Genomic DNA, 25,806 nt, shown 5'->3' with positions numbered 1-25,806 from the left:
AAGCCGTCGGCTTACAACTCGCGAGGCGGCGAGGCCTTGTTACGACAGGCGTCATCCGTGGCCCTATCGTGATCGGCTTAGGCGGTTTGGGGGAGCGAATGACATCTTCGCGCTGGGGTGGTCTCGCGGCTCTGCTGGCGGGATTCTTCGTGCTCCTGCTGGACACGACGATCGTCGCCGTGGCGAGCCCGAGCATCCAAGCCGACCTCGGCGGGGATGTCGCCGCGTTGTTCTGGGTGACGGCGGGCTACCTGCTCGCGTTCTCGGTTCCGTTGCTGGTGGCCGGCAGGCTCGGCGATCTCTTCGACCCCAAGCGGGTCTACCTCTTCGGCATGGGAGGCTTCGCCCTCGCCTCCGCGCTGTGCGGGATCGCGCCGTCGATCGGCTGGCTCATCGCCTTCCGGATCCTGCAAGGCCTGGCCGCGGCCGCGATGTCGCCTCAACCGCTCACGCTGATCCGTCGGCTCTTCGCCGACGATGAGCGAGGTCGCGCTTTCGGTATCTGGGGCTCGGTGGCGGCGGCCGCCACCTTGCTCGGTCCGGTGCTGGGCGGACTGCTGACCGCGAGCTTGGATTGGCGCTGGATCTTCTGGGTGAACGTGCCGCTCTGCGCCGTGGCCGTCGTCATGGGTGTTCGCCTGATTCCGGGAAGCCGGGGAGGCACCGCCCGTTTCGACCTGCTCGGCGCCGCGCTGAGTACGGCCGGCCTGAGCCTTCTCGTCTGGGCGCTGCTGTCGTGGAGCCCGCTCTCGCCGCCTGCCGCCGTCCTCGCCGTCGTGCTGTTGGCTGGCTTTTGGTTCCAAGAACGCAGACAAGGCGCGGACGCGCTCGCGCCTTTGCGCCTCTATCGTTCGTCCGGGTACTTGTCCGCGAGCCTCGCGATGGCGTCGCTCGGCGCGACCGTGCTCGCGATGGCGCTTCCCACAATGCTGTACATCCAGGAAATGCGACGCTTCGGACCGATCGAGGCGGCGCTGGTCCTCGCACCGGACGCCGTCGTCGCGATCCTGCTGTCACCACCGGCCGGCCGCTGGGTCGACCGGGTGGGTGGGCGCCGACCGGCGATCCTCGGCATGAGCCTGCTCGCGACGAGCCTGCTGCTCATCGGGCTGGTGGTGGTGCTGAACCTGAATCCGTGGTGGATCTCCGTGGGCGCCGCGCTGCTCGGTGCCGCCAACGCGATGGCGTGGTCGCCGCTTTCCGCCATCGCGATGGCATCCGTCGATCCGGAGGCCGCGGGTGGCGCTTCGGGCCTGTTCAACACGGTGAGGCAGGTGGGTGCGGTGGGCGGGGTCGCGGTGACCGGGGCGATTCTGGCGGGGTTGGAATCTCGGCCGGGGTTGGGTTTTGGCGTTGTGTTCGGGTTCGTGGGGATTGTTGCTGTGGGTGGGGTTGTGGCGGCGTTTCGGTTGCCGGGGGTTGTGCGGGTCGAGGTTGGTTGATTCGGTTTCTGTCGGGTTTGTTGCCGGGGTACGCGAGGGTGACCGGGCCGGGTGAGCGAGCCTAATCAGATCACTCTCCAGTGTTGTTCGTGAGTTTTTGATTGTTGCTTAAAATTACGAACGCATGTTCGATTTCTTCGGGTATTATGGAGTTGTGTCCGAGACCTTCCTTCCCGAGTTGCCGCAGGAACTGTGGCGCGCTGGCAAGCTGGAGCTTGCACATGGCGTGCAGCACGCTTTGCAGGTGATCCGGATGGCGACCGCCTGCCTGGGGCGGTTCCTGGCGGAGATCGAGGATCGCGGCGTCAAAGACTTGTACGGGCATGGCAGTACGGCGAGCTGGTTCGCCGAAATCGCGGGACTATCACGCGGCGAAGCGGGTGCGGTGGTGAAGCGGGCGATCGCCCTGAATCCCACCCGGGCTCTGGATGGCACGGAGGTTCCGCCTGTTGCTCCCGCCACTGCTGCGGTCGCGGCTCAGGGATTGGTCGGGGATGAGCGGATCGATCAGATCCTGGAGATCTTGAAAAACCTCCCAGCCGAGATTTCGGCTGAGGAGCGGGCGGGCGCGGAGCAGATCCTCGCCAACCTTGCCCCGACCGCCGGACCCCGCCAACTCGCCGGCGCCGAAGCGAAACTGCAGGGCTGGCTCAACCCCGACGGCAACGAACCCAAAGACCCCGAACCCAAAGAACCACGCCGCGAGATCACCCTGGAACGCCGCAAAGACGGCTTCTGGAAACTCACCGGTCTGCTCGATGACGAGACCGGTGCCCGCACCGCCGCCGCTCTGGAAGCACACGCCCAGCCACGGCCGGTCGACGAATTCGGGCAAGCGGATCTGCGGATGAAGTGCGAGCGCATGGGAGACGCCTGGGCCGAGCTACTCGACCTGGCGATCGCGTGCCCAGACCAACCGGGTACCAGCGGCTACCGGACCTTGGTGCACGTGACCATCGGGCTCGAGGAACTCAAATCCGGCCTCGGCACCGCCTGCCTCGACTACGTCGGAACGATGACCGCGCGGGACGCCCGGCTAGCCGCTTGTGACTGTCTGATGTTGCCGGTGGTGATGGGTTCCTCGGGTGAACCTCTGGACATGGGCCGCCTAAGACGCTTCGTCACCCCCGGGCAGCGGCGTGCGTTGAATATCCGGGACGGTGGTTGCGCATTCCCGGGATGTCATCGGAAACCCAAGAATTGCCACGCTCACCACATTCATCACTGGGCGGACGGCGGCCCGACCGATCTCCGGAACCTCGTACTGCTCTGTGGTTTCCATCATCGGCTGATTCACCACGGTGACTGGGAAGTACGGATGGCCGCCGATGGGCTACCGGAGTTCATCCCACCCCAGTATCGAGATCCGCTTCGAAAACCTCGGCGCAACACCCTGCACCACGTCTGACCACCGAGGAGCCCGCCAGCCATTCAGGCGACGGGCCCCTCGGCATGCCCAGCGGACAAAACCGGGGCTGCCCTATGGGTTATTGCCGGTGGTCAGGTCTGCTTGGTCAGCTTGCGGGTGAGATCGTCCAGACAGGCGCTGAGTTCTTCGGGACTGGAGAGGTCAAGGTGCACGCAGTCGACGACGCCGGTATCGAGGTTTCCGACCTCGAGTTCGGCTTCGCCGCTGGTCCAGATGCAGAACCAGCCCACCATGTCGCCGGTCTCGCAGACAACCGAGGCCGTTCCCTTCTCGTGTTCAGCGCCGAGAGTGAGTTGCCATTGGACCGCGGTAGCTTCCCACTTCGGTGCGTAGGCATGGACGACCGCGACGAAGTGGGCGAGTTCGATCACCTGCCTATGCTATGCGCCGCGTTGACCAGCAACCCGCCCTAAACCGCCGAATCCCACCAGTTCAGCACCGATGTCGCGGCCAGGTGGGCCTTCGAAGTGATCCGCGGGTCGTGGTCCACGGCACGATGACCGGAACCGGTCGTCGAGTGCACGGACGAACGTCGAGAACCCGAGACCCATTCGCAGCTCCAGCCACGGAGCATGCCTAAGACCTTAGGCCTGATGCCGCCGCGCGAGCGCCTCCGAACCTTGGGCCAGCAGCGTGACGTCAGCGCCGACCAGGACGAACGAGGCACCGGCGTCGAGGTAGCGCTGCGCCTGCGCCGGGTCGAACGCGTTGACGCCGACCGGCTTTCCCCGAGCAAGAACGGCCTCGAAGGTGCGCAAGACGGCCGCGGTGACATCGGGGTGCGTCTGCTTCCCGAGCAGGCCCATCGAGGCGGCCAGATCGGACGGTCCGACGAACACCCCGTCGACGCCGTCGACCGCGGCGATCTCGGCGGCGGCCGCGACCCCCGCCGTCGACTCGATCTGGACGAACAGCGACGTGAACTCCTCCGCCTTCGCGAGGTAGTCCTCGACCCGGTTCCAGCGCGCGGACCGGGAGAGGGCGCTGCCGACACCGCGCACGCCTCGCGGCGGATAGCGGACGGCCCGCACCACGGCTTCCGCCTCCTCGGCGCTGTCGACCATGGGCACCAACAGGTTCTGGGCGCCCAGGTCGAGCAGTTGCTTCAGCGCCACCGCGTCACCGGACGGAGCGCGCACCACCGGCGTGATCGGATACGCGGCGATCGTCTGCAGCAACGACTGCACGGTCTCCAGTCCGGCGGGGGAGTGCTCGGTGTCGACGAGCAGCCAGTCGAGCCCGGAACCCGCGCAGATCTCCGCGACGACCGGACTGCCCGACGTGACCCACATGCCGATCCGCGGCCGCTCGCCCAACCGATCCCGGAACGGCGGGTCTAGACGAAGCGGCATGTGATCGCCCCCAGATCCCGGTAATCGGCGGTCACGGTGTCCCCGGGGTGCACCCACATCGGCCGCGTGAAAGACCCGGCCAGCACGATGTCTCCCGGATCGAGCTTGTCACCGTGTTGAGCGAGTTTGTTCGCCAGCCAGGCGACACCGTTCGCGGGGTGGTTCAGCACCGCGGCGGCGACACCGGATTCCTCGATGGTCTCGTTCCGGTACAGCAGCGCCGAAACCCACCGCAGATCGACGGCGTCCACGGCGACCGGGTTGCCGCCGTAGACCATGCCGCCCATGGCCGCGTTGTCGCTGATCGTGTCCACGATGGTCCGGCCGGCCATCTCGATGCGCGACGAAAGGATCTCCAGCGCGGGTACCACGTACTCGGTCGCCCGCAGCACGTCGAACACCGTGGTGTCCGGTCCGGCGAGGGAGTCACGGAGCACGAAGGCCAGTTCGACCTCGATGCGCACGTTCGAGAACCGGCTGTGTTCGATCACGGAACCGTTCTCGAACACCATGTCCGCGAAGATGGCGCCGTAGTCGGGTTCGGTGATTCCGGTCGCGGCCTGCATGACCTTCGACGTCAGCCCGATCTTGCGGCCGACCGGACGACGACCCGCCGCGATGCCCCGCCGCCGCCATTCGTTCTGCACGGCGTACGAGTCCTCGACGGTCATGTCCGGATAGCGCGCCGTCAGCAGCGGGATCGTCTCCCGTGCCTCCTCCGCGGCCGCCAGTTCGTCGGCGATCGCGGTGATCGTTTCCTGTTCGAGCATCTCTCCCGCCTCAGAGCTGGTTGCCGAGTTTGTACTCGCCCTGTTTCCACGCCGGCAGTTCGCCTTCGTCGTCACCCTTTCGCGTGTACGAGAAGCCATCGGCGCCGATGGTGACCTCCAGCTCGCTGTCATCGGTCCGCGCGACGACGGGCTGCGGCTTGCCGTCGAGGTCGAGCACCAGCGAGGCGTCGGTGTACCAGGACGGGACCACCGGCGTGCCCCACCAGTCGCGGCGCTGGTTGTCGTGCACGTCCCAGGTGACGACGGGGTTGTCCGGGTCGCCGGTGTAGTAGTCCTGCGTGTAGATCTCGACGCGGTGCCCGTCGGGGTCGCGAAGGTACAGGTAGAACGCGTTCGACACGCCGTGCCTGCCCGGTCCGCGTTCGATGTGGTCCGACATCCGCAGCGAACCGAGTTTGTCGCAAATGGACAGGATGTTGTGCTTCTCGTGCGTGGCGAAGGCGACGTGGTGCATCCGCGGCCCGTCTCCGCCGGTCATCGCGGTGTCGTGCACGGTGGGCTTGCGGCGCATCCAGGCCGCGTAGGTCGTGCCCTGATCGTCCTGGATGTCTTCGGTGACCCGGAAGTTGAGGTCTTCCATGTGCTTCACCGCGAGCGGGACGTCCGGCGTGACCTGGTTGAAGTGGTCGAGCCGCACCAGCGCACCCGGCAGGTGCAGGTCGTAGCGCCAGCCGAGGCGCTCCACGTGCTGGACGTCGTGGAAGAACTCGATGGGGAAGCCGAGCGGATCCTGCACCCGCACCGAGTCGCCGATGCCCTTGGTGTAGCCGTCCGCACGACGTTCGACCCGGCAGCCCAGTTCGGTGTAGAACGCGACTGCCTTGTCCAGGTCCTCGGGCGACCGCACCCGGTACGAGAAGGCCGCGACCGCCGCGACCGGTCCCTGGCGCAGCACGAGGTTGTGGTGGATGAACTCGTCGATCGTGCGGAGACTGATCGTCGTCTCGTCCTCTTCGGTCACCGTCAGGCCGAGGACATCGGCGTAGAACGCGCGCGAGCGCGCCAGATCGGTGACAACGAGTTCCATGTACGCGCAGCGCAGGACGTCCGGCGGCGGCGATTTGGGGGTGGGGATCGGCTTCATTGCGTCATCCTTTGTGGACAGTGGAGGTGGGGTCAGCCCTTACCGAAGGCGGGGTTGTGCACCTCGCCGAGATTGATGTGCACCGCCTGCTGGTCGGTGTAGAAGTCGATCGAGCGGTAGCCGCCCTCGTGCCCCAGCCCGGACGCCTTCACCCCGCCGAAGGGCGTGCGCAGATCGCGGACGTTGTTCGAGTTGAGCCACACCATGCCCGCCTCGACGGACTGCGCGAAGTTGTGCGCCCGCTTGAGGTCGTTGGTCCAGACGTAGGCCGCGAGCCCGTACTTCGTGTTGTTCGCGAGTTCGAGCGCCTCTTCCTCGCTGTCGAACGGCGTGATCGCGACGACCGGGCCGAAGATCTCCTCCTGGAAGATCCGGGCGTCCGGTTTGACGTCGGCGAACACCGTCGGCGCCACGTAGTTCCCGGTCGGGAAGCCGTCCGGACGGCCGCCGCCGGCGACGAGCCTGCCCTCGGTCTTGCCGATCTCGATGTACTTCATGACCTTGTCGTAGTGCTCGGGGTGCACCAGGGCGCCGACTTCGGTCTTGGGGTCGCTCGGGTCGCCGACCACGACGCGTTTGGCCTGCGCGGCGTAGCGCTCGACGAACTCGTCGTAGATCGCGCGCTCGACCAGGATGCGGCTGCCCGCGGTGCAGCGTTCGCCGTTGAGCGAGAACACGCCGAAGATCGTCGCGTCGATCGCGGTCTCCAGATCGGCGTCGGCGAAGACGATGGCGGGCGACTTGCCGCCCAGTTCCATCGACAGTCCTTTGAGGAACGGCGCCGCGTTGCCGAAGATCAGGCTGCCGGTGCCACTCTCGCCGGTGAACGAGATCAGCGGGACGTCCGGATGCTTCACCAGCGCGTCGCCGGCGTCTTCACCGAAGCCGTTGACGAGGTTGAAAACCCCCGCCGGCAGTCCGGCCTCCTCGAAGATCTCCGCCCACAGCGACGCGGAAAGCGGCGTGAACTCCGCGGGCTTGAGCACGACGGTGTTGCCGGTCGCCAGCGCGGGCGCGAGTTTCCACGACTCCAGCATGAACGGCGTGTTCCACGGCGTGATCAGCCCGGCGACACCGATCGGCTTGCGGTTGACGTAGTTCACCTGGCGGCCGGGCACCTTGTAGGTGTCGTCGGCCTGCGCGACGATCAGGTCGGCGAAGAACCGGAAGTTCTCCGCGGCCCGCCGTGCCTGGCCCAGCGCCTGCGAAATCGGCAAGCCGGAGTCGAAACTCTCCAGCGCCGCCAGCCGCTTGTCCCGCGACTCGACGAGATCGGCGATGCGGTTGAGCACCCGCGAGCGCTCGCGCGGCAGCAGCTTCGGCCAGGGGCCCTCGGTGAACGCCTTCCGCGCGGCGGCGACGGCGCGGTCGATGTCGGCCTTCTTGCCCGCGGCGGCCTGGACGTAGACCTCGTTGGTCACGGGGTCGATCACGTCGAAGACGGCGCCGTCGGCCGAATCGACGAGTTCGCCGCCGATGTAGTGCCGGATCCGCTCCGGGACACCGTCCGGGATCGGCCGGGGAGTCGTGCTGGTCAAGATTCCTCCTCAGTCAGCGCTTGGCGCGCTCTCGAGCGTCCAAAAAGGCCTGCATGGTGGCCCAGCGGTGATTGCGCGCGGCGAATTCGATGTCGAGCGGGTCGGCTTTCGCGGAGATCAGCCGGAGGATCTCTTCGTGCTCCTCGACCGACCGGTGAGCGCGGTCGGGGACGAACGCGAACGTGGAGTCGCGCAGCCCGGACAGCCGGGTCCAGCCCTGGTGCACGAGGTCGAGGATCTGCGGGTTGGGGCAGCATTCGAAGAGCAGCGAGTGGAACTGCTGGTTCAGCGCGGTGAATTCGTGCGCGTCGAAATGGTCCAGCAGCGCGATCATGCGCTCGTTCACCCGCCGCGCCCGCGCGATGTTCTCTTCGGACAGCTGCGGTGCGGACAGCGCGGTGGCGACGCCTTCGACGACGCCGAGCGTCTGCATCGCGTGGACGTACTCGTTCTGGTCCACCATCGCCACACGCGCGCCGACGTTGCGTTCGAAGGTCACCAGCCGTTCGGCCTCCAGCCGCCGGATCGCCTCGCGCACCGGGACGACGCTCATGTCGAGCGCGCCGGCGATCTCGGCGAGCACCAGTCGGTAGCCGGGTCCGTACTCGTGCCGGGCGATCCGCTCACGCAGCCACTCGTAGGCGAGTTCTGATTTGCTGGTCGTCTTCACTGCTTCTTCTGCCATGCCTCATACCTTTCCCGCCACAACGGGTTCAGCGGGAAGAGCCCCTCGATCGGGCGGCCCTGTCCGACCTGCTCGGCGATCCAGGAGTCTTCGTCCTCCTGGACGAGCGCCGCGTCGGCGATCTCTTCGGCCAGCGACGGCGGGATGACCACCACGCCGTCGTCGTCGCCGACGATGATGTCCCCGGGCAGCACGGTCGCCCCGCCGCAGGCGACCGCGACGTCGGTGTCCCACGGCACGTGCTTGCGCCCGAGTACCGCCGGATGCGCGCCCTGGGAGAACACCGGCAGCCCGGTCGCGGCGACGGCTTCGAAGTCGCGGACCCCGCCGTCGGTGATCACGCCGGCGGCGCCGAGGTACCGCGCCCGCAATGCCAGGATGTCGCCGAGCGTGCCGGAACCCTTGTCACCGCGGGCTTCGATGACGATCACCTCGCCGGCGCCGACCGAGTCGAAGAGCCGCTTCTGGGCGTTGTAGCCGCCACCGTGGGATTTGAAGAGGTCCTCGCGGTTCGGGACGAAACGCAAGGTGCGTGCCGTGCCGACGACCTTCGACCCGGGCAGGTTGGGGCGCACGCCGTCGATCGCGACGTTGTTCAGCCCTCGCTTGCGCAGCTGGGCGGACAGACCCGCGACGGGCGCACGCAGCAACTTGGCGCGCAGTTCCTCGCTCAGCGCGGGAGCGTCCTCCTCGACAGGTGTTTCGACGGGCGTGCCCCAGGCTTCGGCGCGCTGCTTGTCGTCGACCTCGGGCAGGCTGCCGATGTCCGAAAAGGCCCGGATGCCCTGGGAAACGGTGGTGTGGAGCCGTCCGCTGCTCAGCGAGGTGCCGGGAACGTCCACTTCGACCACGACGACGTCGCCGGGGGAGACCACGGTCGAGCCGGCGGGGGTTCCGGTGAGGATGACGTCGCCCGGTTCGAGCGTGAAGTGCTGAGAGAGATCGGAAACGAACTGCCGCAAGGGGAACAGCAGCCCGGCGGTGGTGTCCTCCTGCACCAGGTCGCCGTTCACCCACGTGCGGACGCGCAGCGACGACGGATCGACGTCGCGCGCGTCGATGAGGCCGGGGCCGAGCGGGGTGTAGCCGTCGCCGCCCTTGGACCGGACGTTGGAGCCCTTGTCCGCGGCGCGCAGATCGTAGAGGCCGAAGTCGTTCGCGGCGGTCACCGCGGCGACGTGGTCCCAAGCCTGGTCCGGTTTGACCCAGCGGGCCGTGGTGCCGATGACCAGCGCGATCTCGCCTTCGAAGGCCAGCAGTTCGGTGCCCGCCGGGCGTTCGACCGTGCCGCCGGACGTGCCGATCGAGCTCGACGGCTTGAAGAAGTACGACGGGTTCGCCGGACGCCGTCCACGCTGCTCCGCGCGGGAGGCGTAACTGAGATGGACGGCGATGATCTTGCCCGGCCGGGTCTCCAACGGACCGGACGGCGATGTTGCCTCGTAAGTGCCCATGTTCCCCTGAATCCTCGACCCTTGCTTCGTATCTAATAACGTATATGATTCCGTGCCACAGTGGCAAGGTGGCCGACGACAAAGGAGTCCACGTGTCGAACCCAGCCCAGGATGAACGCCTATCCGGCCGGTCCGCCCCACCGTCCTCCGACCGGCGCCGGGTCGCCTTCGCGACCGTCGTCGGCACCACCGTCGAGTGGTACGACTTCTTCGTTTACGCGTCCGCGGCCGGTCTCGTCTTCGGCAAGCTGTTCTTCTCCGGCCTCGGGGCGAACAGCACGCTCGTTTCCTTCGCCACCGTGGGCGTGAGCTTCCTGTTCCGTCCGCTCGGCGCGTTCCTCGCCGGGCATTTCGGCGACAAGTACGGCCGTCGCGTGGTCCTGGTGCTCACCCTGATCCTGATGGGTGCCGCGACCACGCTGATCGGGGTGCTCCCGACGTTCGACCAGATCGGGGTCCTCGCGCCGGTACTGCTGATCCTGCTGCGGATCCTGCAGGGGATTTCGGCGGGCGGGGAATGGGGTGGCGCCGTCCTGATGGCGGTCGAACACGCGCCGTCGAAGCGACGGGGGCTCTTCGGCGCCTCACCGCAGATCGGCGTCCCGCTCGGGCTGCTGCTGGCGTCCGGTGTGCTGGCGCTGACCAGCCTGCTCGTCCCCGGGCAGGCGTTCCTCGACTGGGGCTGGCGGATCCCGTTCCTGCTCAGCGTCGGGCTGATCCTGGTCGGTCACTACGTGCGGCGCCGGGTCGAGGAGAGCCCGGTCTTCCGCGAGATCGCCGAACGTCGTGAGCAGACCCGGACGCCGATCATCCAGCTGTTCCGCAAACACGCCGTGCTCGTCGTGGTGGCCGCGCTGGTGTTCGCGGGCAACAACGCCGTCGGCTACATGACCACCGGCGGCTACATCCAGAACTACGCGACCAACCCGAAGGGCCCGATCGGGCTCGACCGCGGCCCGGTGCTCTGGGCGGTGACGGCGTCCGCGGCGACCTGGCTGATCTCGACGTGGGCGGCGGGCGCGGTCTCCGACCGCATCGGCAGGCGCCGCACCTACGTCGTCGGCTGGATCGCGCAGCTCGCCGGTATCGCGGTGCTGTTCCCCTTGGTGGACACCGGGAACATCGTGCTGCTGGCGCTGGGGTTGATCATCCTCAGCGTCGGGCTCGGATTCACCTACGGCCAGCAGGCGGCGTTCTACGCGGAGCTGTTCCCCGCGTCGATCCGGTTCTCCGGCGTGTCGATCTCGTATGCGCTGGGCGCGATCCTCGGTGGCGCGTTCGCGCCGACGATCGCCACCGCACTGGTCGACGCGACCGGTACTTCGGTGTCCGTCGCCGTCTATCTGGGCGGGATGACCGTCGTCGGTCTCATCGCCACGTTGTTGTTGCGTGACCGGTCGGGAATCCCGCTCGGGCCCGACCACGAAGCCGAGCAGGCGGTCAGCCCGCTCCGCTTCGCCAAGTGATCCCGCCGTCCGTGACGCTCACCCGCCGAGAGCGTCACGGACGGCCTTCGCCGCCGCCTTGAGCCGCTCCGCGAGCTCGGCGGGGGTTCGTGTGCTGGACAGGTAGACGACCGCGAGCGCGGCCGGAGCGTGCCCGCGCAGGGGGAGTGGCACGGCCACCGAGCTGAGGTTCTCGATCACCTCGCCGTGGCTGTCCGCGTAGCCGCGGTCGACGACTTCCCGGACATCGGCCGGCCGGTCCTCTTCCGGAAGCTGCGAGAGAATCGCGCGGCCCGGGGCGCCCGCGGTGAACGGATGCCTGGACCCCGGGCGCTGCGCGACGGACGCGACGGCGTGCCGGGGTTCCACGCTGACCAGGGTCACGCATTCCTCGCGGTCCATCACCGCGACGAAACACGTCATGCCGAGTTCGTTCGCAACGGCGGTCAGCTCGGGCAGCGCCGCGGCCTGCAGATCGTGTTTGATCCCCGCCGCCAGCGCGGCCAACCGCGCGCCGAGTTCGTATTTCCCGGCGGGTTCCCGCGTGAGAAGCCCGTGCTCTTCGAGGGTGCGGATGAGCCGGTACGCGATCGACCGGTGCACCTCCAGTCGTTCGGCGATCCGGTCGACGCTGAGCGGTTCTTGGGCGTCGGCAAGCACTTCGAGGACGCGGATGCCGCGGCTGAGCGTCTGGGACGTGCTCGCGGTCTTGCGGGAGTCCGAAACCATCGTATACGATCCATTTCGATAGTTGAACTGGCTGTTCGATTATAGAACAGGAACCGGACGATGATGTCACGCAAAACCAGTTTTCCGCCGGGATCGAGCCTCTATCGCCCGCCCGCGCAGTTCTTCCGAGGCTGTCTGGGCCGGTTCGCGACGGGTGTCGCGGTGGTGACCTTCGACGCCGCGACGAAACGACACGGTCTGACGGTGAACTCCTTCACCGCGGTCTCGATGGATCCGCCGCTCGTCCTCGTTTCGATCCAGCGCACCGTGAAGAGCCACGATCTGCTCAAGGACCGCCCGTTCGCGGTCAACGTCCTCGGCGCCGAGCAGGAGGCGCTCGCGATGAACTTCGCCGGCCGTCCGACTCCGGAAGGCGCGCCGACGTGGGTCGAGGGCGGGCACGCGCCGAGGCTCGGCGGCGTTCTGAGCTGGTTCGACTGCACGCCGTGGGCCACCTACGACGGTGGTGACCACACCTTGTTCCTCGGTGAGGTGCGGGAGTTCGACTACCGCTCCGGTGACGCGCTCGGTTTCGTCGACGGGCGGTTCTCGACGATCCACGAATCCGCGCAAGGTCACGAATCCCTGTTCTGACAACGACGTCCACCCGAGAAGGAGCACGACATGGGAGCCCGTACCGGACAGCAGTACCTCGACAAGCTCAACGCGATGACGCCGGAGCTGTACGTCGACGGCGAGAAGGTGACCGCCAAGGTCGCCGAGCATCCGGCGTTCCGCAACAACGCGCTGACCTACGCGAAGCTGTTCGACCTCCAGCACGATCCGGCGCACCGTGACGTCCTGACCTACGAATCGCCGACCACGGGGGAGCGGGTCGGCATGTCGTTCCTGGTGCCGCGCAGCGAGGAAGACCTCAAGCGCCGCCGTGCCGCCTTCTCCGTATGGGCCGAATACTCCAACGGTTTCCTGGGTCGCACCGGCGACTACATGAACTCGTCGCTCACCGCCCTCTCGACGGCGAAGAAGTTCTTCTCGCAGGCCGATCCCGTCTACGGCGAGCGCATCGAGAAGTACTACGAGATGGCGCGCGAGAACGACTTGCTCGCGACGCACACCTTGATCCCGCCGCAGGTCAACCGATCGGTTTCGGGCAGCCAGCAGGGTGGCGGGAACTTGTCGGCGAAGGTGGTGGAGGAACGGGAGGACGGCATCGTCGTCCGCGGTGCCCGGATGCTCGCCACGATCGCGCCGATCGCCGACGAACTCCTGGTCTTCCCCTCGACCGTCCTGCGCGGAACCCCCGAGGACGCCCCGTATTCCTACGCTTTCGCCGTCCCGAACGACGCGCCAGGGCTGAAGTACTTCTGCCGCGCCGGGCTCGACCACGGCCGCTCGACCTTCGATGAACCGCTGGCCTCCCGGTTCGAGGAGATGGACGCGGTCGTGGTGTTCGACGACGTCTTCGTCCCGAACGAGCGGGTCTTCCTGCTGGGGCATCCGGAACTGTGCAACGCCTGGTACTCCGAGACCGGCGCCGGCGCGCTCATGACCCACCAGGTCGTCACGCGCACGCTGGCCAAGACGGAGTTCTACCTCGGACTCGCCAGTGAGATCGCCGCCGCGATCGGCATCGGCGGCTTCCAGCACATCCAGCAGGACCTCTCGGAGCTGATCTCCTACGTCGAGATCGAGAAGGCCGTGCTGCGTGCGGCGGAGGCCGACGGGAAGCTCAGCGAGGACGGCGTCTTCCTGCCCAAATGGGAAGTCCTGAACGCCGCCCGGAACTGGTACCCCACGAAGGTCTCGCCGCGGCTGACCGAGATCATCCGCAAATTCTCCGCGTCCGGCCTCATGGCGCTGCCGGGCGAGGCGGACTTCGAGGCGGAGGGTCGCCCCGACATCGACACCTACCTCCAGTCGGCCACCCTGCCCGCCAAGGACCGCGCGCGGCTGTTCAAGCTGGCCTTCGACGCGTCGGTCTCGAGCTTCGCCGGACGGGAATCGCTGTACGAGTACTTCTTCTTCGGCGACCCGGTGCGGATGGCCGGAGCGCAGGTGAACGCGTACCCGAGGGAAGCACTGCAGGAACGGGTCCGGGAACTCTTGGCACGCGAAGGCCGGTGAGTGCGGATTTCGCCGAAATCGCCGTGAATTCGAACGGATAGCGACAGTCGGAAAGCGTCCGTCATCCATTGGGTGACGGACGCTTTTTCACGTCGTGCGGCGGACGAGTATGTATCGACCATGATGTGTCCTGCTTTTGTCCAAATTCCCGTCATCACGAATCCGTGAGCCGGTTACGACGTTCGAGTTAATCTCCGCATCGACCATTCAAGTCCGCCATGACCGTGCGCAAAAATCCAGGTGCTCTGCTCGGCGAAGGCCAGGACGAAGCGAGGCGGCGGGGGAGACATGATCGAAACCATGCAGTGCGCGGGCGCGGACTTCTGCGAAGAGCTTTCGGGTTCGGATGACACCTCCTTCGCCCGTTTCTACGAGGGCGACCCACCGTCCCGGCTAATACATTCAACAGAAAACTTGACGCTGCTGGCCGATATGTCGCCGCTCGTACTCGGACATCTCCTGCTCCTGCCGTCGAACCATCACTTGTCGTTCGCGCAGGTGCTTTCCCGTCACCAGGACGAGGTGTGCGGCCTCGTCGACGATTTCATGCCGCTGTACCGCGAGACCTTCGGCGAGCCGCTGATCCTCGAACACGGGTCGAGCGCCGGACAGGAGAGCCACGCGTGCATCACGCACGCGCATCTGCACTTTCTCCCCGTCGACGGCGACGCCGTGGACGATCTCCTGATCGGAGACGGCCTGTTCCATCGGGATCTGGATTCACTTGGGGAACTCGCGCTCGCCCCGTGGCCGTCTTCCGCCTATTTTCTTCGCGTGTACCGGGAGAAAGTCCGGGTATACCTGCCGACCGGCGCGCAGAAAAGGCAGTATCTCCGCTCGATCGTCGGTGCCGTACTGGCGATCGAGGATCCGGAATGGGACTACGCGGTGGTGATGCGGAAAAGGGATCTTCGCGAGACCCTGCGAATGGTGGATTACTGGCCTGGGAAACTTCGTGGCGACGATCTGGAGCTGTCCTGTGGTGAGTGAGAAATTCTCGGACGAACCGACGAGACTGGCCACGACGATCGTGCCGTTGTTCGCCGGGCAGGCGCGCGAGTTCGTCCCGGTTTCGTCCCCGGACGGCGGCCGGGTGGAACTGACCGCGGGTGCCGACGCCCAAGACGACTGCGCGGTGTTCCGGCTGGCCGGGCAGCACGACCTCGTGGTGGGGACCGATTACGTCCGCGGCCCCAAGTTCAGGCTCTACGAGATGGGGCATCTGGACGAATACGACCTGGGGTACTACCTGGTCGCCGCGAATCTGAGCGACGTCGCGGCGATGGGCGCGAAGCCGATCGGGCTGCTTTCCGTCGTGCGGTATCCGGCCGAAATGGACGACGCGTTGTTCGGTCTCGTCATGCGCGGCATCCGGGACGCGTGTGCCGCGTTCGGCTGTCTCAACGTGGGTGGCGACATCGGCGGCGCGGAACGCCTGATCCTCTCGGCGTCGGCGCTGGGGGTGTGCCCGGCGGGCCGGGCGCTGCTGCGATCCGGCGCGAAACCCGGCGACGTCGTCTGCCTCACGGCGCCGACCGGACCCGCCGGAGCGGCGATGGCGTACCTGCGTTCCGGTGTCCCGGACCTGGTCATCGACAGCCTGGTGCCGTCGCTGCTTTCCGCATGGAAGCGTCCGGTGGCCAGAGTGGACGAGGGACTCGCGCTCGGCGCCAGCGGGATGGTCACGAGCTGTCTGGACACCTCGGACGGGCTGAAGGCCGCTTTGCTGAGCATCGCCGAGTCGAGCGGGGTCGGGATCGACGTCGACGAGCGGTCCGTCCCCGTGCCCAAGGCGGTGGCCGCGGTGGCCGCACACGTGGGCGTGGAGCCGTTGAGCCTGGTCATGGGCGACTCGGTCGACTTCGAACTCGTCTTCACCGTGCCGTCCGCCAGGGTGGACGACCTCGCCGAAGCGGTGAGTTTCCACCGGATCGGTGTCGTCACCGAGCGGCCCGAGGTCGTCTTGACCGGATACGACGGCGAACGGGCGGACCTGCCGGGCGAGGCGTGGCGGCACCAGCGTGACGGAAAGGCATGAGCCGGAAGGCGGCCAAGTTCGCGGACAAGGCGATTCTGCTGTCGGCGACGCTCTTTCTGGCAGGCAAGGCGTACAACGTACCGACGAAGGCCTTCTGGGGCGACCTTCTGAACGACCGCTCGTACCTGCTGCTGGTCGCTCTCGTCACAGCCGGGATTTTCGGGGCGTTCGCACCGTTCGAGAGCTGGCAACGACGGGCTTTCGTGGACCGGAACGTCATGATGCGCAGGCGCGTGTTGTCCACGTTCGGCAGATTGCTCGAGATCAGCGCGAAGATCGATCCTCCACTCGACACCGGCGACCTGGCACTCCACGTGTGGCGGAAGACGCGCACGCTGAGGCATCCGATCCACGGTGTGCTGAAACGACTTTCCTCCTATCGGATGTCATCCTTTCCGGCGACGCGGAGTTTCGCGCCGGTGCGGGGCATCGGCGCGGTGGGACTTTGCTGGCAGCGCGATCGTGAAGTGACATTCGACGTCGCACCGTTGGCGGCCCGCCTCACCGACGAGGCGAAGTTCGACGACCACGTGGCACGCTTCGGTGCGGAATCGGTGATGAACCTGACGTGGGAGGCGTTCCAGGCTCTCAAGCATCGGACCGCGCTGTTCGTCACGCCGATCAGAAGCGGGCGCAACAAGTTCGTCGGCTGCGTGAGCGTCGACGCCGGCCGCGGCTTCGAGGTGCTCGACCGGAGGGAACTGCTGGAGGAGATGACCAATCTCGGGATGGCCATCGGTCGCGAGGATTTCGAATGCACCTGAACGACACGAACCTGCGCGGCTTGGTGTCGAGTACTCGACGAGCCTACGACGAGTGTGCCGAGGTGTACGTCCGGTCCACCGGCACGCTCGACCTGTTTCCCGGCCTCGACCAAGAACTGGACCGCTTCTTCGATGCCCTGCCCGGAAGCTCGGTGCTGGACCTCGGCTGCGGTGGGGGCCGGGACGCCGAATACCTGATAGGACGCGGCGCGAGCGTGGTGGCGGCCGACCTCAGCGAGGAGTTGCTCCGGTACACCCGATGTCGTTGTGCGGTGGCCGGCACGGTGCTCTGCGATCTCATGGCCTTGCCGCTGGCAGCCGGAGTGTTCGACGGCGTCTGGGCTTGTGCCAGCGTCGTGCATTTGCCGAGTGCGACGCATCCGCACGTCTTCTCCGAAATCCATCGCGTGCTCGCGCCCGGCGGTGTCACGGCGATCAGCCTCAAGGAAGGGAACGGCGAAGGATGGGCGCGAAGCGTCCGAATGCCGTCCCCGAGGTGGTTTTCGTTGCGCAGCCCCGAAGCCGTGACGGAGGAATTGGCCGCCGTCGGGTTCGTCTCGGCCCAGGTGTGGCCGAGCGGACGCGGCAGCTGGTTCGTGGTGGAGGCGAGGAAAGGGCTATCGGCCGAGCCATTCGTCGGGATTGGTCCCCGGTAGTACATGACGGATACCGCCCCGCGGATCCGCCACATCGCCCTCGTACCGTGGGATCAGGTGGATGTGCAGGTGGTCGATCGTCCGGCCCGCCGCTTGCCCTTCGTTCACGCCGATGGTGTAGCCGTCCGGCTGGAACTGGTCCTGGATCCGGCGCCATGCCCGCTTGATCAGCGCGTAGACTTCGGCGTGCTCGCTCGCCGTGAGCGAGAAGTAGGACTCCACGTGTCTTTTCGGGACGACCTCGACATGCCCCTTGGCGGCCGGGAAGTTGTCCCACCGCACATAGATCTCGTTTCCGGTGAACAGTACGTCATTCACCGAGGTGTCATCGAAATGACAAAAGAGGCAATCGGTGTTCGCCGGTTCGGCTTCGTTTTCCTTCGCCATCGCCGGTCTCATAACCGATACTCCTCGTCATTGATCGATCACCTGAAGTCATACCCATGGTCAACTTAGCTTCGTCGCAGACAAAGCAGAAGCGTACTCGCACTAACGGTTGATCTCTAAGCCTCTGTTCCGACACGCCGAAGTCATCAGCCGTAGTACCTGCTCGACGGTGAGCTCGGTGGTGTCGATTCTGATGGCGTCCTCGGCGGGGACCAACGGCGACGTCGTCCGGGACATATCGGCCTCGTCGCGGCGGATCACGTCGTCGAGAACGTGTTCGTAGGACGCCGCCCGCTCTTGCCGTACTCGCCGCATCGCCCGCACTTCGGGTTTGGCGGTCAAGTAGAACTTCACGGTCGCGGCCGGAAAGATGGTGGTGCCGATGTCCCGGCCTTCGATGACGCATCGTGGCTGTGCGCCGGCCCAAAGCCTGATGAGGCTGGTCACCCGCTGGCGGACCTCGGCGATTTTGGCGACGGCGGAAACGGCCACGTTGACCCGGGTCGCACGCAGTTTGTCCTGGGCGTAGCGGTCGGAGGTCAGCAGGCTCTCGGAACGGCTCGCCGTGATCAATTCGTCGCAGAGTCCGGTGACTTTCGTGGCGTTTTCGACGGGAATGCGACGTTGCAGGGCCTCGAAAGCGATGATGCGATAAGTCCTTCCGCTTTCGAGATAGCGTAGATCGAACGATTTCGACAGCGCCAGACAGGTGGTGGTCTTGCCCGCCGCCGCCGGGCCGTCCACCGCCACGACGGTGCCGAGACCTTGTTCGGGCATGGTTTTCCCTTGCTGGTGCACGATGGGTGAAGCCGGACTGTGGGGAACAGGGCGCAGACGCTACCACGGGGGAAGCGTGCCGTGGACGGCCGTGCGAGTGGCCCTGTAGCTGCGGAGACTTCGAAAATCATTCCCTGGCAAGGGTTTGTGTCACTCGGAGGGAGGTGAGCGCGGCCGCGTTCGGCAACGCTCCGGCGCGGCCTCTCACTCGACCAGGGTATCGCGGGGGCACCGGTTTGTGTTTGGAGTACGCGGAAAACCTGCTGTGGTGGTGGAGATTCCCTTTCGTGGGTGCAAGTTTCATCCGGATTTCGCACCTTCGGGTAAGCGTGCGGTCCAGACCAGTTCGGGGATATCGCGAGACGCTTCGCAACGCGTTTTCGTCCCGGTTGTTCGTCGAAGAGTGAAATTCGTGACGGGATCTGTAACGAAGGCCACGGCGACGGCGTCGTCAAGGGTGACCGCCCCTCCGGCCCCAGGCACGCGAGGTCCGGCGCCAGGCGCGACTGTGCGGGGTCGAGACACGCCCGGGATCCTGCGAACTTGATTCATTCCAGAAAATGGGCCAGACTGCGGCCGTGCCCACGATCCCGGAGTTCGAGCGGATGCTGCGCGGGGCCTCCCTGCGCGTGACGCGTCCCAGGGTGGCCGTGCTGACAGCGGTACGCGACCATCCTCACGCCGACACCGACTCGATCATCGGTGCCGTGCGTGCGGAGCTCGGCGAGGTCTCTCACCAGGCCATTTACGACGTGTTGCGGGCACTGACCGCCGCGGGTCTCGTACGGCGGATCCAGCCGTCGGGGTCCGTGGCACGCTACGAGTCCCGGGTCGGGGACAACCACCATCACGTCGTGTGCCGGACCTGCGGTGCCATCGCCGACGTCGACTGCGCAGTCGGCCCCGCACCCTGTTTGACCGCGTCGAACGACCAAGGCTTCCTGATCGAAGAGGCCGAGGTCATCTACTGGGGCCTGTGTCCCGACTGTGCGATCGAACCCCGTTCCTGAGCCCTGCAGTTCTGATTCCCGGAAGGATTCCCGTGTCTGACAGCCCGGACGCCGTCATCGGCGAAATGAACGAAGAGAGCGCGGGCGGCTGCCCCGTCTCGTCGGGCCGCCGCAACCACCCCACCGAAGGCGCGGGCAACCGTGACTGGTGGCCGAACCAGCTCAACCTGAAGATCCTCCGGAAGCACTCCGCCGCCTCGGACCCCATGGACGCCGGGTTCGACTACGCCGCCGAGTTCAAGACCCTCGACCTCAATGAACTCGCCAAGGACGTCGACGCCGTCCTCACGACTTCGCAGGACTGGTGGCCCTCGGACTTCGGCCACTACGGCGGCTTCATGATCCGCATGGCGTGGCACAGCGCCGGCACCTACCGGATCGAGGACGGCCGCGGTGGCGCGGGCGCGGGCATGCAGCGCTTCGCCCCGCTCAACAGCTGGCCGGACAACGGCAACCTCGACAAGGCCCGCCGCCTGCTCTGGCCGGTCAAGAAGAAGTACGGCCGCAAGATCTCGTGGGCCGACCTGATGATCTTCACCGGCAACCGCGCGCTGGAGACCATGGGCTTCAAGACCTTCGGCTTCGCCGGTGGCCGCGCCGACGTCTGGGAGCCGGACGAGGACGTGTACTGGGGTCCCGAGCGCACGTGGCTCGGCGACGAGCGCTACAGCGGTGACCGCCAGCTCGAAGGCCCGCTGGCCGCCGTGCAGATGGGTCTCATCTACGTGAACCCGGAAGGCCCGAACGGCAACCCGGACCCGCTGGCCGCGGCCCGCGACATCCGCGAGACCTTCGGCCGGATGGCGATGAACGACGAGGAGACCGTCGCGCTGATCGCCGGCGGCCACACCTTCGGCAAGACCCACGGCGCGGCCGACCCGGACAAGTACGTCGGGCCCGAGCCCGAGGGCGCTTCCATCGAGGAGCAGGGCCTCGGCTGGAAGAACAGCTTCGGCAGCGGCAAGGGACGCGACGCGATCACCAGTGGCCTGGAGGTCACCTGGACGCCGACCCCGACTCAGTGGAGCAACTGGTTCTTCCACAACCTCTTCGAGTACGAGTGGGAGCTGACCAAGAGCCCGGCGGGCGCCCACCAGTGGACGCCGAAGGACGGCAAGGCGAAGAACACCGTGCCGGACCCCGAGGACGGCAAGCTCAACCGCGCGCCCGGCATGCTCACCACCGACCTGGCGCTGCGTTTCGACCCCGTCTACGAGCAGATCTCGCGCCGGTTCTACGAGAACCCGGACCAGTTCGCGGACGCCTTCGCCCGCGCCTGGTTCAAGCTGACCCACCGCGACATGGGCCCGATCCAGCGCTACCTCGGCCCGCTGGTGCCGCAGGAGACGCTGATCTGGCAGGACCCGGTGCCCGCCGTCGACCACGAGCTGATCGACGACGCGGACATCGCCTCCCTCAAGGAGAAGCTGCTCGCTTCGGGCCTGTCGGTCTCGCAGCTGGTCTCCACCGCGTGGGCGTCGGCCTCGACCTTCCGCGGCAGCGACAAGCGCGGTGGCGCGAACGGTGCCCGCATCCGCCTCGAGCCGCAGCGTGACTGGGAGGTCAACGACCCGCAGACGCTGTCGCAGGTGCTGCGGACCCTCGAAGGTGTCCAGGAGGCGTTCAACGGCGCCCAGACCGGCGGCAAGAAGGTCTCGCTCGCCGACCTGATCGTGCTGGGCGGCGTCGCCGCCGTCGAGCAGGCCGCCAAGGACGCGGGCCACGAGGTCACCGTGCCGTTCACGCCGGGCCGCACCGACGCGACGGCGGAGCAGACCGACGTCGAGTCGTTCGCGCCGCTGGAGCCGACCGTGGACGGGTTCCGCAACTACCGGGGCAAGGGCCACCGTCTCCCGACGGAGTACCTGCTCATCGACCGCGCGAACCTGCTGAACCTGAGCGCGCCCGAGATGACCGTGCTCGTCGGCGGTCTGCGTGTCCTCGGCGCCAACGCCCAGCAGTCGCAGCACGGCGTGTTCACCGAGAAGCCGGGGGCGCTGACCAACGACTTCTTCGTGAACCTGCTCGACATGGGCGTGCAGTGGACGGCCACGTCCGCCGACGCGGAGGTCTTCGAAGGCCGCGACTCGGCGACCGGCGAGGTCAAGTGGACCGGTACCCGGGCCGACCTCGTGTTCGGGTCGAACTCCGAGCTTCGCGCGGTGGCGGAGGTCTACGCCAGCGACGACGCCAAGGAGAAGTTCGTCCGCGACTTCGTGGCGGCGTGGGACAAGGTCATGAACCTCGACCGCTACGACGTGGCGTGATCTAGGTCTGAAAAAGTTCGGGCCCGTCGCTTCCGCGGCGGGCCCGGACTCTTTTCACTGGTGCTGTAGATCCGGTTCCGGATAGTCGCCCGCCTTGCGTTCGAGCGCTGTCGTGAAGACACCGAGCGCCATCATGCCGACGCCGAGGCCCAGATGCAGCCAGTTGTCGGCGACGTTGAACGGGAGGAAGTTTCCCGGGCTGCTCTGCGGGATCGCCAGGCCGACGATCCACAGGAGCAGGTAGATACCGCCGCCGACCATGAGGAAGACGCGGGAAGCGGCGCGTTTGCGCGCGGCGAGCACGCCCACCACGCCGAACAGCAGGTGCACCAGGTTGTGCAGGATCGACACCGCGAAAACGCCGAACAACCGGGCTCCGGAATGGTGTCCGGCGAACTCCAGCCCGTCGTAGCCGGTGGTGATGCCCGGGATGAAACCGAGGACGCCGACAAGCAGGAACGCCGCGCCGACGACGAGTGCCGCCACCTGCGGCGGACGCCGCGCGTCACCCCGCTTGAAGCTCTTGCGTTGCTCCGCCGGGCGGGAATCGCGCGCCGTGTCTTCTCGTTCCATGGCGGCCGGGTACCCGGGCCGCTTGGGCGTAATCCTCCGGCGCGCGTCCGGCCACCTGGTCGTCCAGACTGAGGTGTCCGGATTTCGAGCGAGGGGGAATGTGTGGCGGATCTGCTGGCGGCGGGAGGCTGGGGCCTCCTGGCCGGATCGGCGCTGCTGCTCGGGGCCGTGGCCGGTTTCCTGGTCCGGATTCCGGGCAGGGTTGTCGCAGGCGTCATGGCCTTCGGAAGCGGTGTGCTGATCTCCGCGGTCTCCTTCGAGCTGATCGCCGAGGCGCACGAAAAGGGCGGTTTCCTGCCGACCGCGCTCGGTGCGCTCGGCGGCGCGGTGATCTACACCCTCGCGAACGTCGGACTCGCCCGGCGAGGTGCCCGTCATCGCAAACGCTCGGGTGACCAGCAGCCGTCCGAAGCCGAGCAGGCGGGCTCAGGTACCGCCATCGCGCTCGGCGCCCTGCTGGACGGGATCCCCGAATCGATGGTGATCGGCACCAGCCTGCTCGGCGGCGGAAGTGTCAGCGTCGTGACCGTGGCCGCGGTGTTCATCAGCAACGTCCCGGAAGGGCTGTCCAGCGCCGCCGGGATGAAGCGGGCGGGCCGGAGCCCGCGCTATGTCTTCGCGCTCTGGGGTGGCATCGCCGTGATCAGTGGCGTGGCCGCGTTGCTCGGTTACGGCGTTCTCGGCGAAGCTTCCGGTGCCACTCTCGCGGTGATCACCGCGATCGCGGGCGGCGCGATCCTCGCCATGATCGCCGACACGATGATCCCCGAAGCCTTCGGCGACGCGGGGTTGTGGACGGGGCTGATCACCGTGGCGGGCTTCCTGACCGCGTTCGGTCTCTCCCACATCGGGTGATCAGCCGCCGTCGGTTCACACGTCGCCGGACGCCAGCAGGGTCAGCAGTTCGGCGTGCCCGGCCTGGGTGATCAGGCTGGCGGCGTCGAAGTAGATGCGCTCGTTGGTGATCCGGTCCCCGTCGAAGAAGAACACGGCGATGATCGGCACCCGGAACGCCTTGCCGGTCGGCGGACGGCCGTAGAACTCGCCGAGGTTGGTGCCGAGCAGGTCGAACTCGACGATGACCGACTCGTCGGCGAAGTGGTACCGGACGTTGTCGTGCCGCTGGTCCGGAAAGGCCGTCCGGGTCATGCGGTAGTACGCCATGACCTCTTCGTCGCCGTCGAAGATCTGCCCGGTCGCCATGATCTCGTAGTGCGGATGACCGTTGAAGGTGCCCAGCGTGCGGTCGAACTCGTGGGCCACCTCGGTGTCCATGTGCTCTTCGATGATCTTGTGGCGGCGCTCGCGCAGGTCTTCGCTGATCACTGGTCCTCCGGGTCGTTCCTGGTCGCGATCCGGAGCCTACCGCCCGCGGCCTCGTCGTCGGTGCCGTAGAGCAGGCTGTCGCACGAGCGGGAAAGGCAGGTCATGGCCTCGATCTTGTGGCCGGGGAAGTCGCCGATCCGCACCGGAGCGGGGGAGAGCGCGATCGAACCGTCGGCGCGGAGCACGCCTGCCGCGTAGACGGCCGAATCGAACGGTCCCTCGTCACCCGGGTCGGAGGCCGCCGAGACCAGGACGCGGTCGTCCGCGGTGATCTCGACGTCCGACGTGTGCCGGACGTCCGCGGCCGGGTACGGGACCCGGAACGGGATCGACTTCGGCTTCTTGAAGGACAGCTTCGAGACCGAGAACTCCGCGGAGTAGAGCGTGGCGGGCCGGGTGTCCTGACCGCGGTCCGCCCAGACCGCGAACAAGCGGTCCTTCACCTTCTTCAGCGCGAAACCCTCGTAATTGTCGTCCGGATCGCCTTTCGGTACCTGGAAAGTGCCGAGCACCTTGAGGTTCCGGTCCTTCAGCTTGAAGTGGAAGCCCTTGCCGTCGCTGGCCAAAGCGATGAATTCGCCGGTCTTTCCCGGCACCGCTTCGGCCGCTTCCAGGTCGACCGGGAGCTCGCCCGGCCAGTCGATCGAGTCCACCTTGGACACTTCGCCGCGATCGAGCCGGACCCGGGCCGCCCGGTTCTGGCCGGGTTTCTTGTTGTCCCGCAGGACAAGGGCGTCGATCCGGTCGTCGTCCCGGTCGAGGACGGCGATACCGCTGGCGCCGGAGGTCATGCCGGTGCCGATGGATTCCCAGCCGTCACCCGCGAGCGCGACGGACGGGAGGAGCAGGGGTAAGACCAGAGCCGGAAGAATCGCGAGGGAGGCGAGTTTCATGGAGCACCCCATTCAGCCGCAGGAGAGGGTGCCGGCGCGGAGCGCGTGGCCGCTTTCGTTGCCGTCGTCTGCCCAGACCACCTGCTTGCTCCCGGAGGCGCACGTGGCCGAAATCGCGAAGCCTTCGTTGTTGTAGTCCGGCATTCCGCTCGGACGGTCGTAGGTGGCCGTGACGGCGAACGCGCCCTGCGCGTCGACGGCGAGCGTCGCCGAGTCGCCGCCGCAGTTGTCGTCGCAGACCGCCCACAGCTTGCCGGTGGAAGCCTCGTACTCGAGTTCCATGATCGAGTCGAGCCCGCTCGCGAAGCTCGCGACCCGGGTGTACTTCCCGCCGGCCTGGTCCAGCGCGTAGGCGTAGATCATCCCGTTGCTTTCGAGGCCGACCAGGTAGAGACCGGTCCCGTGGCCGGGGTAGCTGCCCGGGTTGTACGGCGCCTTCGTGCGCTGGTCGACGAACCCCTTGGCGGTGAGGGCGCTGTCCGGGATCCACGAGACGGCTTCGAGACCGTCGTTGGCCGACACCTTCGGGAGATCCGCCGTCAGATCCCATTCGGCCTTGGCGCTGAGGGTCTTGGCCGTGCCGGAGACGTCGTACCGGAGCACCTTGAGCGCGCTCGTCTTGCTGTTGTCGCCGTCGCGTTCGGTGGCCGCGACCACGCCGTCCGGGGTGGCCACGACGGCTTCGGCGTCGGGGTCGCCCTTGCCGCCGCGGTAGCGCAACTGCTTGCCCGACGACCAGCCGTTGACGGTGTCCGGCTGCCATTTCGAGCCGTTGCGCACGAGGCGGTACAGCGTGCCGGGGCCGTTCTTGACCGCCCAGAGGACGTCCGGGCCGCCGAACGACAGGCCGCTCATGTTGCCGCCGAGGACGTTCGACCCGTCGGCGTTCGTGACGGCCGATCCGCCCGGCCACGGGCTGTTCGCCGTCGTGGACGCGGTGGCGGTGGTGGCGGGCAGGACCAGCAGGGTCGCGGCGACGGTGGCCACGGCGGCGGGTCGGATCCGGCGGGATGATCTGGGCATTCGCGCTCCTTCGAGGCGGACGAAGTGGGTCGCGGCGGGTCATCACAAGTTAAGTAAG

General features: G+C 67.1%; 26 protein-coding genes. 12 read left to right on the top strand and 14 right to left on the bottom strand.

Going from position 1 to position 25,806, the window contains the following annotated elements:
- Positions 1–98 precede the first annotated feature (98 nt).
- On the top strand, positions 99–1,442 hold the full coding sequence (locus tag AB8M46_RS21515) for an MFS transporter (protein WP_394361737.1): 1,344 nt from the start codon (positions 99–101) through the stop codon (positions 1,440–1,442).
- A 154-nt stretch (positions 1,443–1,596) separates the two neighbouring features.
- A complete protein-coding gene (locus AB8M46_RS21510; RefSeq protein ID WP_394361331.1) occupies positions 1,597–2,850 on the top strand; it encodes a DUF222 domain-containing protein in 1,254 nt (417 codons plus the stop codon).
- Between the two features lie 92 nt (positions 2,851–2,942).
- Here AB8M46_RS21510 and AB8M46_RS21505 read toward each other — a convergent pair whose 3' ends face one another.
- The 7 genes from AB8M46_RS21505 to AB8M46_RS21475 all read right to left on the bottom strand — a co-directional run bounded on the left by AB8M46_RS21505 (position 2,943) and on the right by AB8M46_RS21475 (position 9,775).
- Positions 2,943–3,242, bottom strand: coding sequence for a hypothetical protein (locus AB8M46_RS21505; protein ID WP_394361330.1), 300 nt, complete (start codon positions 3,240–3,242; stop codon positions 2,943–2,945).
- Between the two features lie 213 nt (positions 3,243–3,455).
- Entirely contained in the window at positions 3,456–4,223 is a 768-nt protein-coding gene (locus AB8M46_RS21500) for an HpcH/HpaI aldolase/citrate lyase family protein (protein ID WP_394361329.1), read from the bottom strand.
- Complete coding sequence (gene hpaH, locus AB8M46_RS21495; protein ID WP_125695198.1) at positions 4,208–4,993, bottom strand: 2-oxo-hept-4-ene-1,7-dioate hydratase; 786 nt, start codon at positions 4,991–4,993, stop codon at positions 4,208–4,210. The genes AB8M46_RS21500 and hpaH overlap by 16 nt, the downstream gene beginning before the upstream one ends.
- 10 nt (positions 4,994–5,003) lie before the next feature.
- A complete protein-coding gene (gene hpaD / locus AB8M46_RS21490) occupies positions 5,004–6,098 on the bottom strand; it encodes a 3,4-dihydroxyphenylacetate 2,3-dioxygenase (RefSeq protein ID WP_360084932.1) in 1,095 nt (364 codons plus the stop codon).
- Between the two features lie 32 nt (positions 6,099–6,130).
- A complete protein-coding gene (gene hpaE / locus AB8M46_RS21485) occupies positions 6,131–7,636 on the bottom strand; it encodes a 5-carboxymethyl-2-hydroxymuconate semialdehyde dehydrogenase (protein WP_037338660.1) in 1,506 nt (501 codons plus the stop codon).
- A gap of 13 nt (positions 7,637–7,649) precedes the next feature.
- Entirely contained in the window at positions 7,650–8,321 is a 672-nt protein-coding gene (locus AB8M46_RS21480) for a GntR family transcriptional regulator (RefSeq protein WP_037338657.1), read from the bottom strand.
- Complete coding sequence (locus tag AB8M46_RS21475) at positions 8,303–9,775, bottom strand: fumarylacetoacetate hydrolase family protein (RefSeq protein WP_394361328.1); 1,473 nt, start codon at positions 9,773–9,775, stop codon at positions 8,303–8,305. The genes AB8M46_RS21480 and AB8M46_RS21475 overlap by 19 nt, the downstream gene beginning before the upstream one ends.
- Positions 9,776–9,867: 92 nt before the next feature.
- On the opposite strand from AB8M46_RS21475, the gene AB8M46_RS21470 reads away from it, so the two are divergent.
- A complete protein-coding gene (locus AB8M46_RS21470) occupies positions 9,868–11,241 on the top strand; it encodes an MFS transporter (RefSeq protein ID WP_394361327.1) in 1,374 nt (457 codons plus the stop codon).
- 18 nt (positions 11,242–11,259) lie between these two features.
- On the opposite strand, the gene AB8M46_RS21465 is transcribed toward AB8M46_RS21470, so the two are convergent.
- Complete coding sequence (locus AB8M46_RS21465) at positions 11,260–11,949, bottom strand: helix-turn-helix domain-containing protein (protein WP_350594173.1); 690 nt, start codon at positions 11,947–11,949, stop codon at positions 11,260–11,262.
- A 60-nt stretch (positions 11,950–12,009) separates the two neighbouring features.
- Here AB8M46_RS21465 and AB8M46_RS21460 point away from each other — a divergent pair, with 60 nt between their 5' ends.
- The 6 genes from AB8M46_RS21460 to AB8M46_RS21435 all read left to right on the top strand — a co-directional run bounded on the left by AB8M46_RS21460 (position 12,010) and on the right by AB8M46_RS21435 (position 17,492).
- The gene (locus tag AB8M46_RS21460; protein ID WP_037338641.1) at positions 12,010–12,543 is read left to right on the top strand and encodes a flavin reductase family protein; all 534 of its coding nucleotides are present in this window, start codon (positions 12,010–12,012) and stop codon (positions 12,541–12,543) included.
- A 30-nt stretch (positions 12,544–12,573) separates the two neighbouring features.
- Complete coding sequence (gene hpaB, locus AB8M46_RS21455; RefSeq protein ID WP_125733736.1) at positions 12,574–14,034, top strand: 4-hydroxyphenylacetate 3-monooxygenase, oxygenase component; 1,461 nt, start codon at positions 12,574–12,576, stop codon at positions 14,032–14,034.
- 288 nt (positions 14,035–14,322) lie between these two features.
- Positions 14,323–15,024 (top strand): hypothetical protein, encoded by a 702-nt coding sequence (locus AB8M46_RS21450; RefSeq protein WP_125733737.1) that lies wholly within the window; start codon positions 14,323–14,325, stop codon positions 15,022–15,024.
- The gene (thiL, locus tag AB8M46_RS21445) at positions 15,017–16,072 is read left to right on the top strand and encodes a thiamine-phosphate kinase (protein ID WP_394361326.1); all 1,056 of its coding nucleotides are present in this window, start codon (positions 15,017–15,019) and stop codon (positions 16,070–16,072) included. Before AB8M46_RS21450 ends, thiL begins: the two co-directional genes overlap by 8 nt.
- Complete coding sequence (locus AB8M46_RS21440; RefSeq protein ID WP_394361324.1) at positions 16,069–16,836, top strand: hypothetical protein; 768 nt, start codon at positions 16,069–16,071, stop codon at positions 16,834–16,836. Before thiL ends, AB8M46_RS21440 begins: the two co-directional genes overlap by 4 nt.
- A complete protein-coding gene (locus tag AB8M46_RS21435) occupies positions 16,827–17,492 on the top strand; it encodes a class I SAM-dependent methyltransferase (protein ID WP_394361323.1) in 666 nt (221 codons plus the stop codon). The genes AB8M46_RS21440 and AB8M46_RS21435 overlap by 10 nt, the downstream gene beginning before the upstream one ends.
- On the opposite strand, the gene AB8M46_RS21430 is transcribed toward AB8M46_RS21435, so the two are convergent.
- Positions 17,454–17,879, bottom strand: coding sequence for an HIT family protein (locus AB8M46_RS21430; protein ID WP_255355333.1), 426 nt, complete (start codon positions 17,877–17,879; stop codon positions 17,454–17,456). The two genes, AB8M46_RS21435 and AB8M46_RS21430, sit on opposite strands and share 39 nt — an antisense overlap.
- A 102-nt stretch (positions 17,880–17,981) precedes the next feature.
- On the bottom strand, positions 17,982–18,656 hold the full coding sequence (gene cmk, locus AB8M46_RS21425; RefSeq protein WP_394361322.1) for a (d)CMP kinase: 675 nt from the start codon (positions 18,654–18,656) through the stop codon (positions 17,982–17,984).
- A 560-nt stretch (positions 18,657–19,216) separates the two neighbouring features.
- On the opposite strand from cmk, the gene AB8M46_RS21420 reads away from it, so the two are divergent.
- Together AB8M46_RS21420 and katG are read left to right on the top strand one after the other, a co-directional pair.
- Positions 19,217–19,666 (top strand): Fur family transcriptional regulator, encoded by a 450-nt coding sequence (locus AB8M46_RS21420; RefSeq protein ID WP_394361321.1) that lies wholly within the window; start codon positions 19,217–19,219, stop codon positions 19,664–19,666.
- Between the two features lie 32 nt (positions 19,667–19,698).
- Positions 19,699–21,933, top strand: a complete 2,235-nt coding sequence (katG, locus tag AB8M46_RS21415; RefSeq protein ID WP_394361320.1) for a catalase/peroxidase HPI — start codon at positions 19,699–19,701, stop codon at positions 21,931–21,933.
- Between the two features lie 54 nt (positions 21,934–21,987).
- Here katG and AB8M46_RS21410 read toward each other — a convergent pair whose 3' ends face one another.
- A complete protein-coding gene (locus tag AB8M46_RS21410; RefSeq protein ID WP_378421657.1) occupies positions 21,988–22,506 on the bottom strand; it encodes a DUF4383 domain-containing protein in 519 nt (172 codons plus the stop codon).
- A 102-nt stretch (positions 22,507–22,608) separates the two neighbouring features.
- On the opposite strand from AB8M46_RS21410, the gene AB8M46_RS21405 reads away from it, so the two are divergent.
- Positions 22,609–23,361, top strand: coding sequence for a ZIP family metal transporter (locus AB8M46_RS21405; RefSeq protein ID WP_378421655.1), 753 nt, complete (start codon positions 22,609–22,611; stop codon positions 23,359–23,361).
- Positions 23,362–23,376: 15 nt separating this feature from the next.
- Here AB8M46_RS21405 and AB8M46_RS21400 read toward each other — a convergent pair whose 3' ends face one another.
- The 3 genes from AB8M46_RS21400 to AB8M46_RS21390 are packed head-to-tail and all read right to left on the bottom strand — an operon-like array spanning position 23,377 to position 25,748.
- Complete coding sequence (locus AB8M46_RS21400) at positions 23,377–23,832, bottom strand: ester cyclase (RefSeq protein WP_037338611.1); 456 nt, start codon at positions 23,830–23,832, stop codon at positions 23,377–23,379.
- Entirely contained in the window at positions 23,829–24,725 is an 897-nt protein-coding gene (locus AB8M46_RS21395; RefSeq protein ID WP_394361319.1) for a hypothetical protein, read from the bottom strand. Before AB8M46_RS21395 ends, AB8M46_RS21400 begins: the two co-directional genes overlap by 4 nt.
- Positions 24,726–24,737: 12 nt before the next feature.
- Entirely contained in the window at positions 24,738–25,748 is a 1,011-nt protein-coding gene (locus AB8M46_RS21390) for a hypothetical protein (protein ID WP_394361318.1), read from the bottom strand.
- Positions 25,749–25,806: the final 58 nt, after the last annotated feature.

Origin of the sequence: Amycolatopsis sp. SB7-3 (assembly GCF_041021335.1) — a bacterium.
Taxonomy (GTDB): Bacteria; Actinomycetota; Actinomycetes; order Mycobacteriales; family Pseudonocardiaceae; genus Amycolatopsis; species Amycolatopsis japonica.
This window is presented reverse-complemented; position numbering and strand designations above follow the sequence as displayed.

What these genes read in the sequence shown, in the direction of transcription:
- AB8M46_RS21515 (WP_394361737.1), top strand. Translation starts at nt 99, where the DNA reads ATGACATCTTCGCGCTGGGGTGGTCTCGCGGCTCTGCTGGCGGGATTC.
- AB8M46_RS21500 (WP_394361329.1), bottom strand. Translation starts at nt 4,223, where the DNA reads ATGCCGCTTCGTCTAGACCCGCCGTTCCGGGATCGGTTGGGCGAGCGG.
- hpaH (WP_125695198.1), bottom strand. Translation starts at nt 4,993, where the DNA reads ATGCTCGAACAGGAAACGATCACCGCGATCGCCGACGAACTGGCGGCC.
- hpaD (WP_360084932.1), bottom strand. Translation starts at nt 6,098, where the DNA reads ATGAAGCCGATCCCCACCCCCAAATCGCCGCCGCCGGACGTCCTGCGC.
- AB8M46_RS21480 (WP_037338657.1), bottom strand. Translation starts at nt 8,321, where the DNA reads ATGGCAGAAGAAGCAGTGAAGACGACCAGCAAATCAGAACTCGCCTAC.
- AB8M46_RS21475 (WP_394361328.1), bottom strand. Translation starts at nt 9,775, where the DNA reads ATGGGCACTTACGAGGCAACATCGCCGTCCGGTCCGTTGGAGACCCGG.
- AB8M46_RS21465 (WP_350594173.1), bottom strand. Translation starts at nt 11,949, where the DNA reads ATGGTTTCGGACTCCCGCAAGACCGCGAGCACGTCCCAGACGCTCAGC.
- AB8M46_RS21460 (WP_037338641.1), top strand. Translation starts at nt 12,010, where the DNA reads ATGATGTCACGCAAAACCAGTTTTCCGCCGGGATCGAGCCTCTATCGC.
- hpaB (WP_125733736.1), top strand. Translation starts at nt 12,574, where the DNA reads ATGGGAGCCCGTACCGGACAGCAGTACCTCGACAAGCTCAACGCGATG.
- AB8M46_RS21450 (WP_125733737.1), top strand. Translation starts at nt 14,323, where the DNA reads ATGATCGAAACCATGCAGTGCGCGGGCGCGGACTTCTGCGAAGAGCTT.
- AB8M46_RS21440 (WP_394361324.1), top strand. Translation starts at nt 16,069, where the DNA reads ATGAGCCGGAAGGCGGCCAAGTTCGCGGACAAGGCGATTCTGCTGTCG.
- AB8M46_RS21435 (WP_394361323.1), top strand. Translation starts at nt 16,827, where the DNA reads ATGCACCTGAACGACACGAACCTGCGCGGCTTGGTGTCGAGTACTCGA.
- AB8M46_RS21430 (WP_255355333.1), bottom strand. Translation starts at nt 17,879, where the DNA reads ATGGCGAAGGAAAACGAAGCCGAACCGGCGAACACCGATTGCCTCTTT.
- cmk (WP_394361322.1), bottom strand. Translation starts at nt 18,656, where the DNA reads ATGCCCGAACAAGGTCTCGGCACCGTCGTGGCGGTGGACGGCCCGGCG.
- AB8M46_RS21420 (WP_394361321.1), top strand. Translation starts at nt 19,217, where the DNA reads ATGGGCCAGACTGCGGCCGTGCCCACGATCCCGGAGTTCGAGCGGATG.
- AB8M46_RS21410 (WP_378421657.1), bottom strand. Translation starts at nt 22,506, where the DNA reads ATGGAACGAGAAGACACGGCGCGCGATTCCCGCCCGGCGGAGCAACGC.
- AB8M46_RS21395 (WP_394361319.1), bottom strand. Translation starts at nt 24,725, where the DNA reads ATGAAACTCGCCTCCCTCGCGATTCTTCCGGCTCTGGTCTTACCCCTG.
- AB8M46_RS21390 (WP_394361318.1), bottom strand. Translation starts at nt 25,748, where the DNA reads ATGCCCAGATCATCCCGCCGGATCCGACCCGCCGCCGTGGCCACCGTC.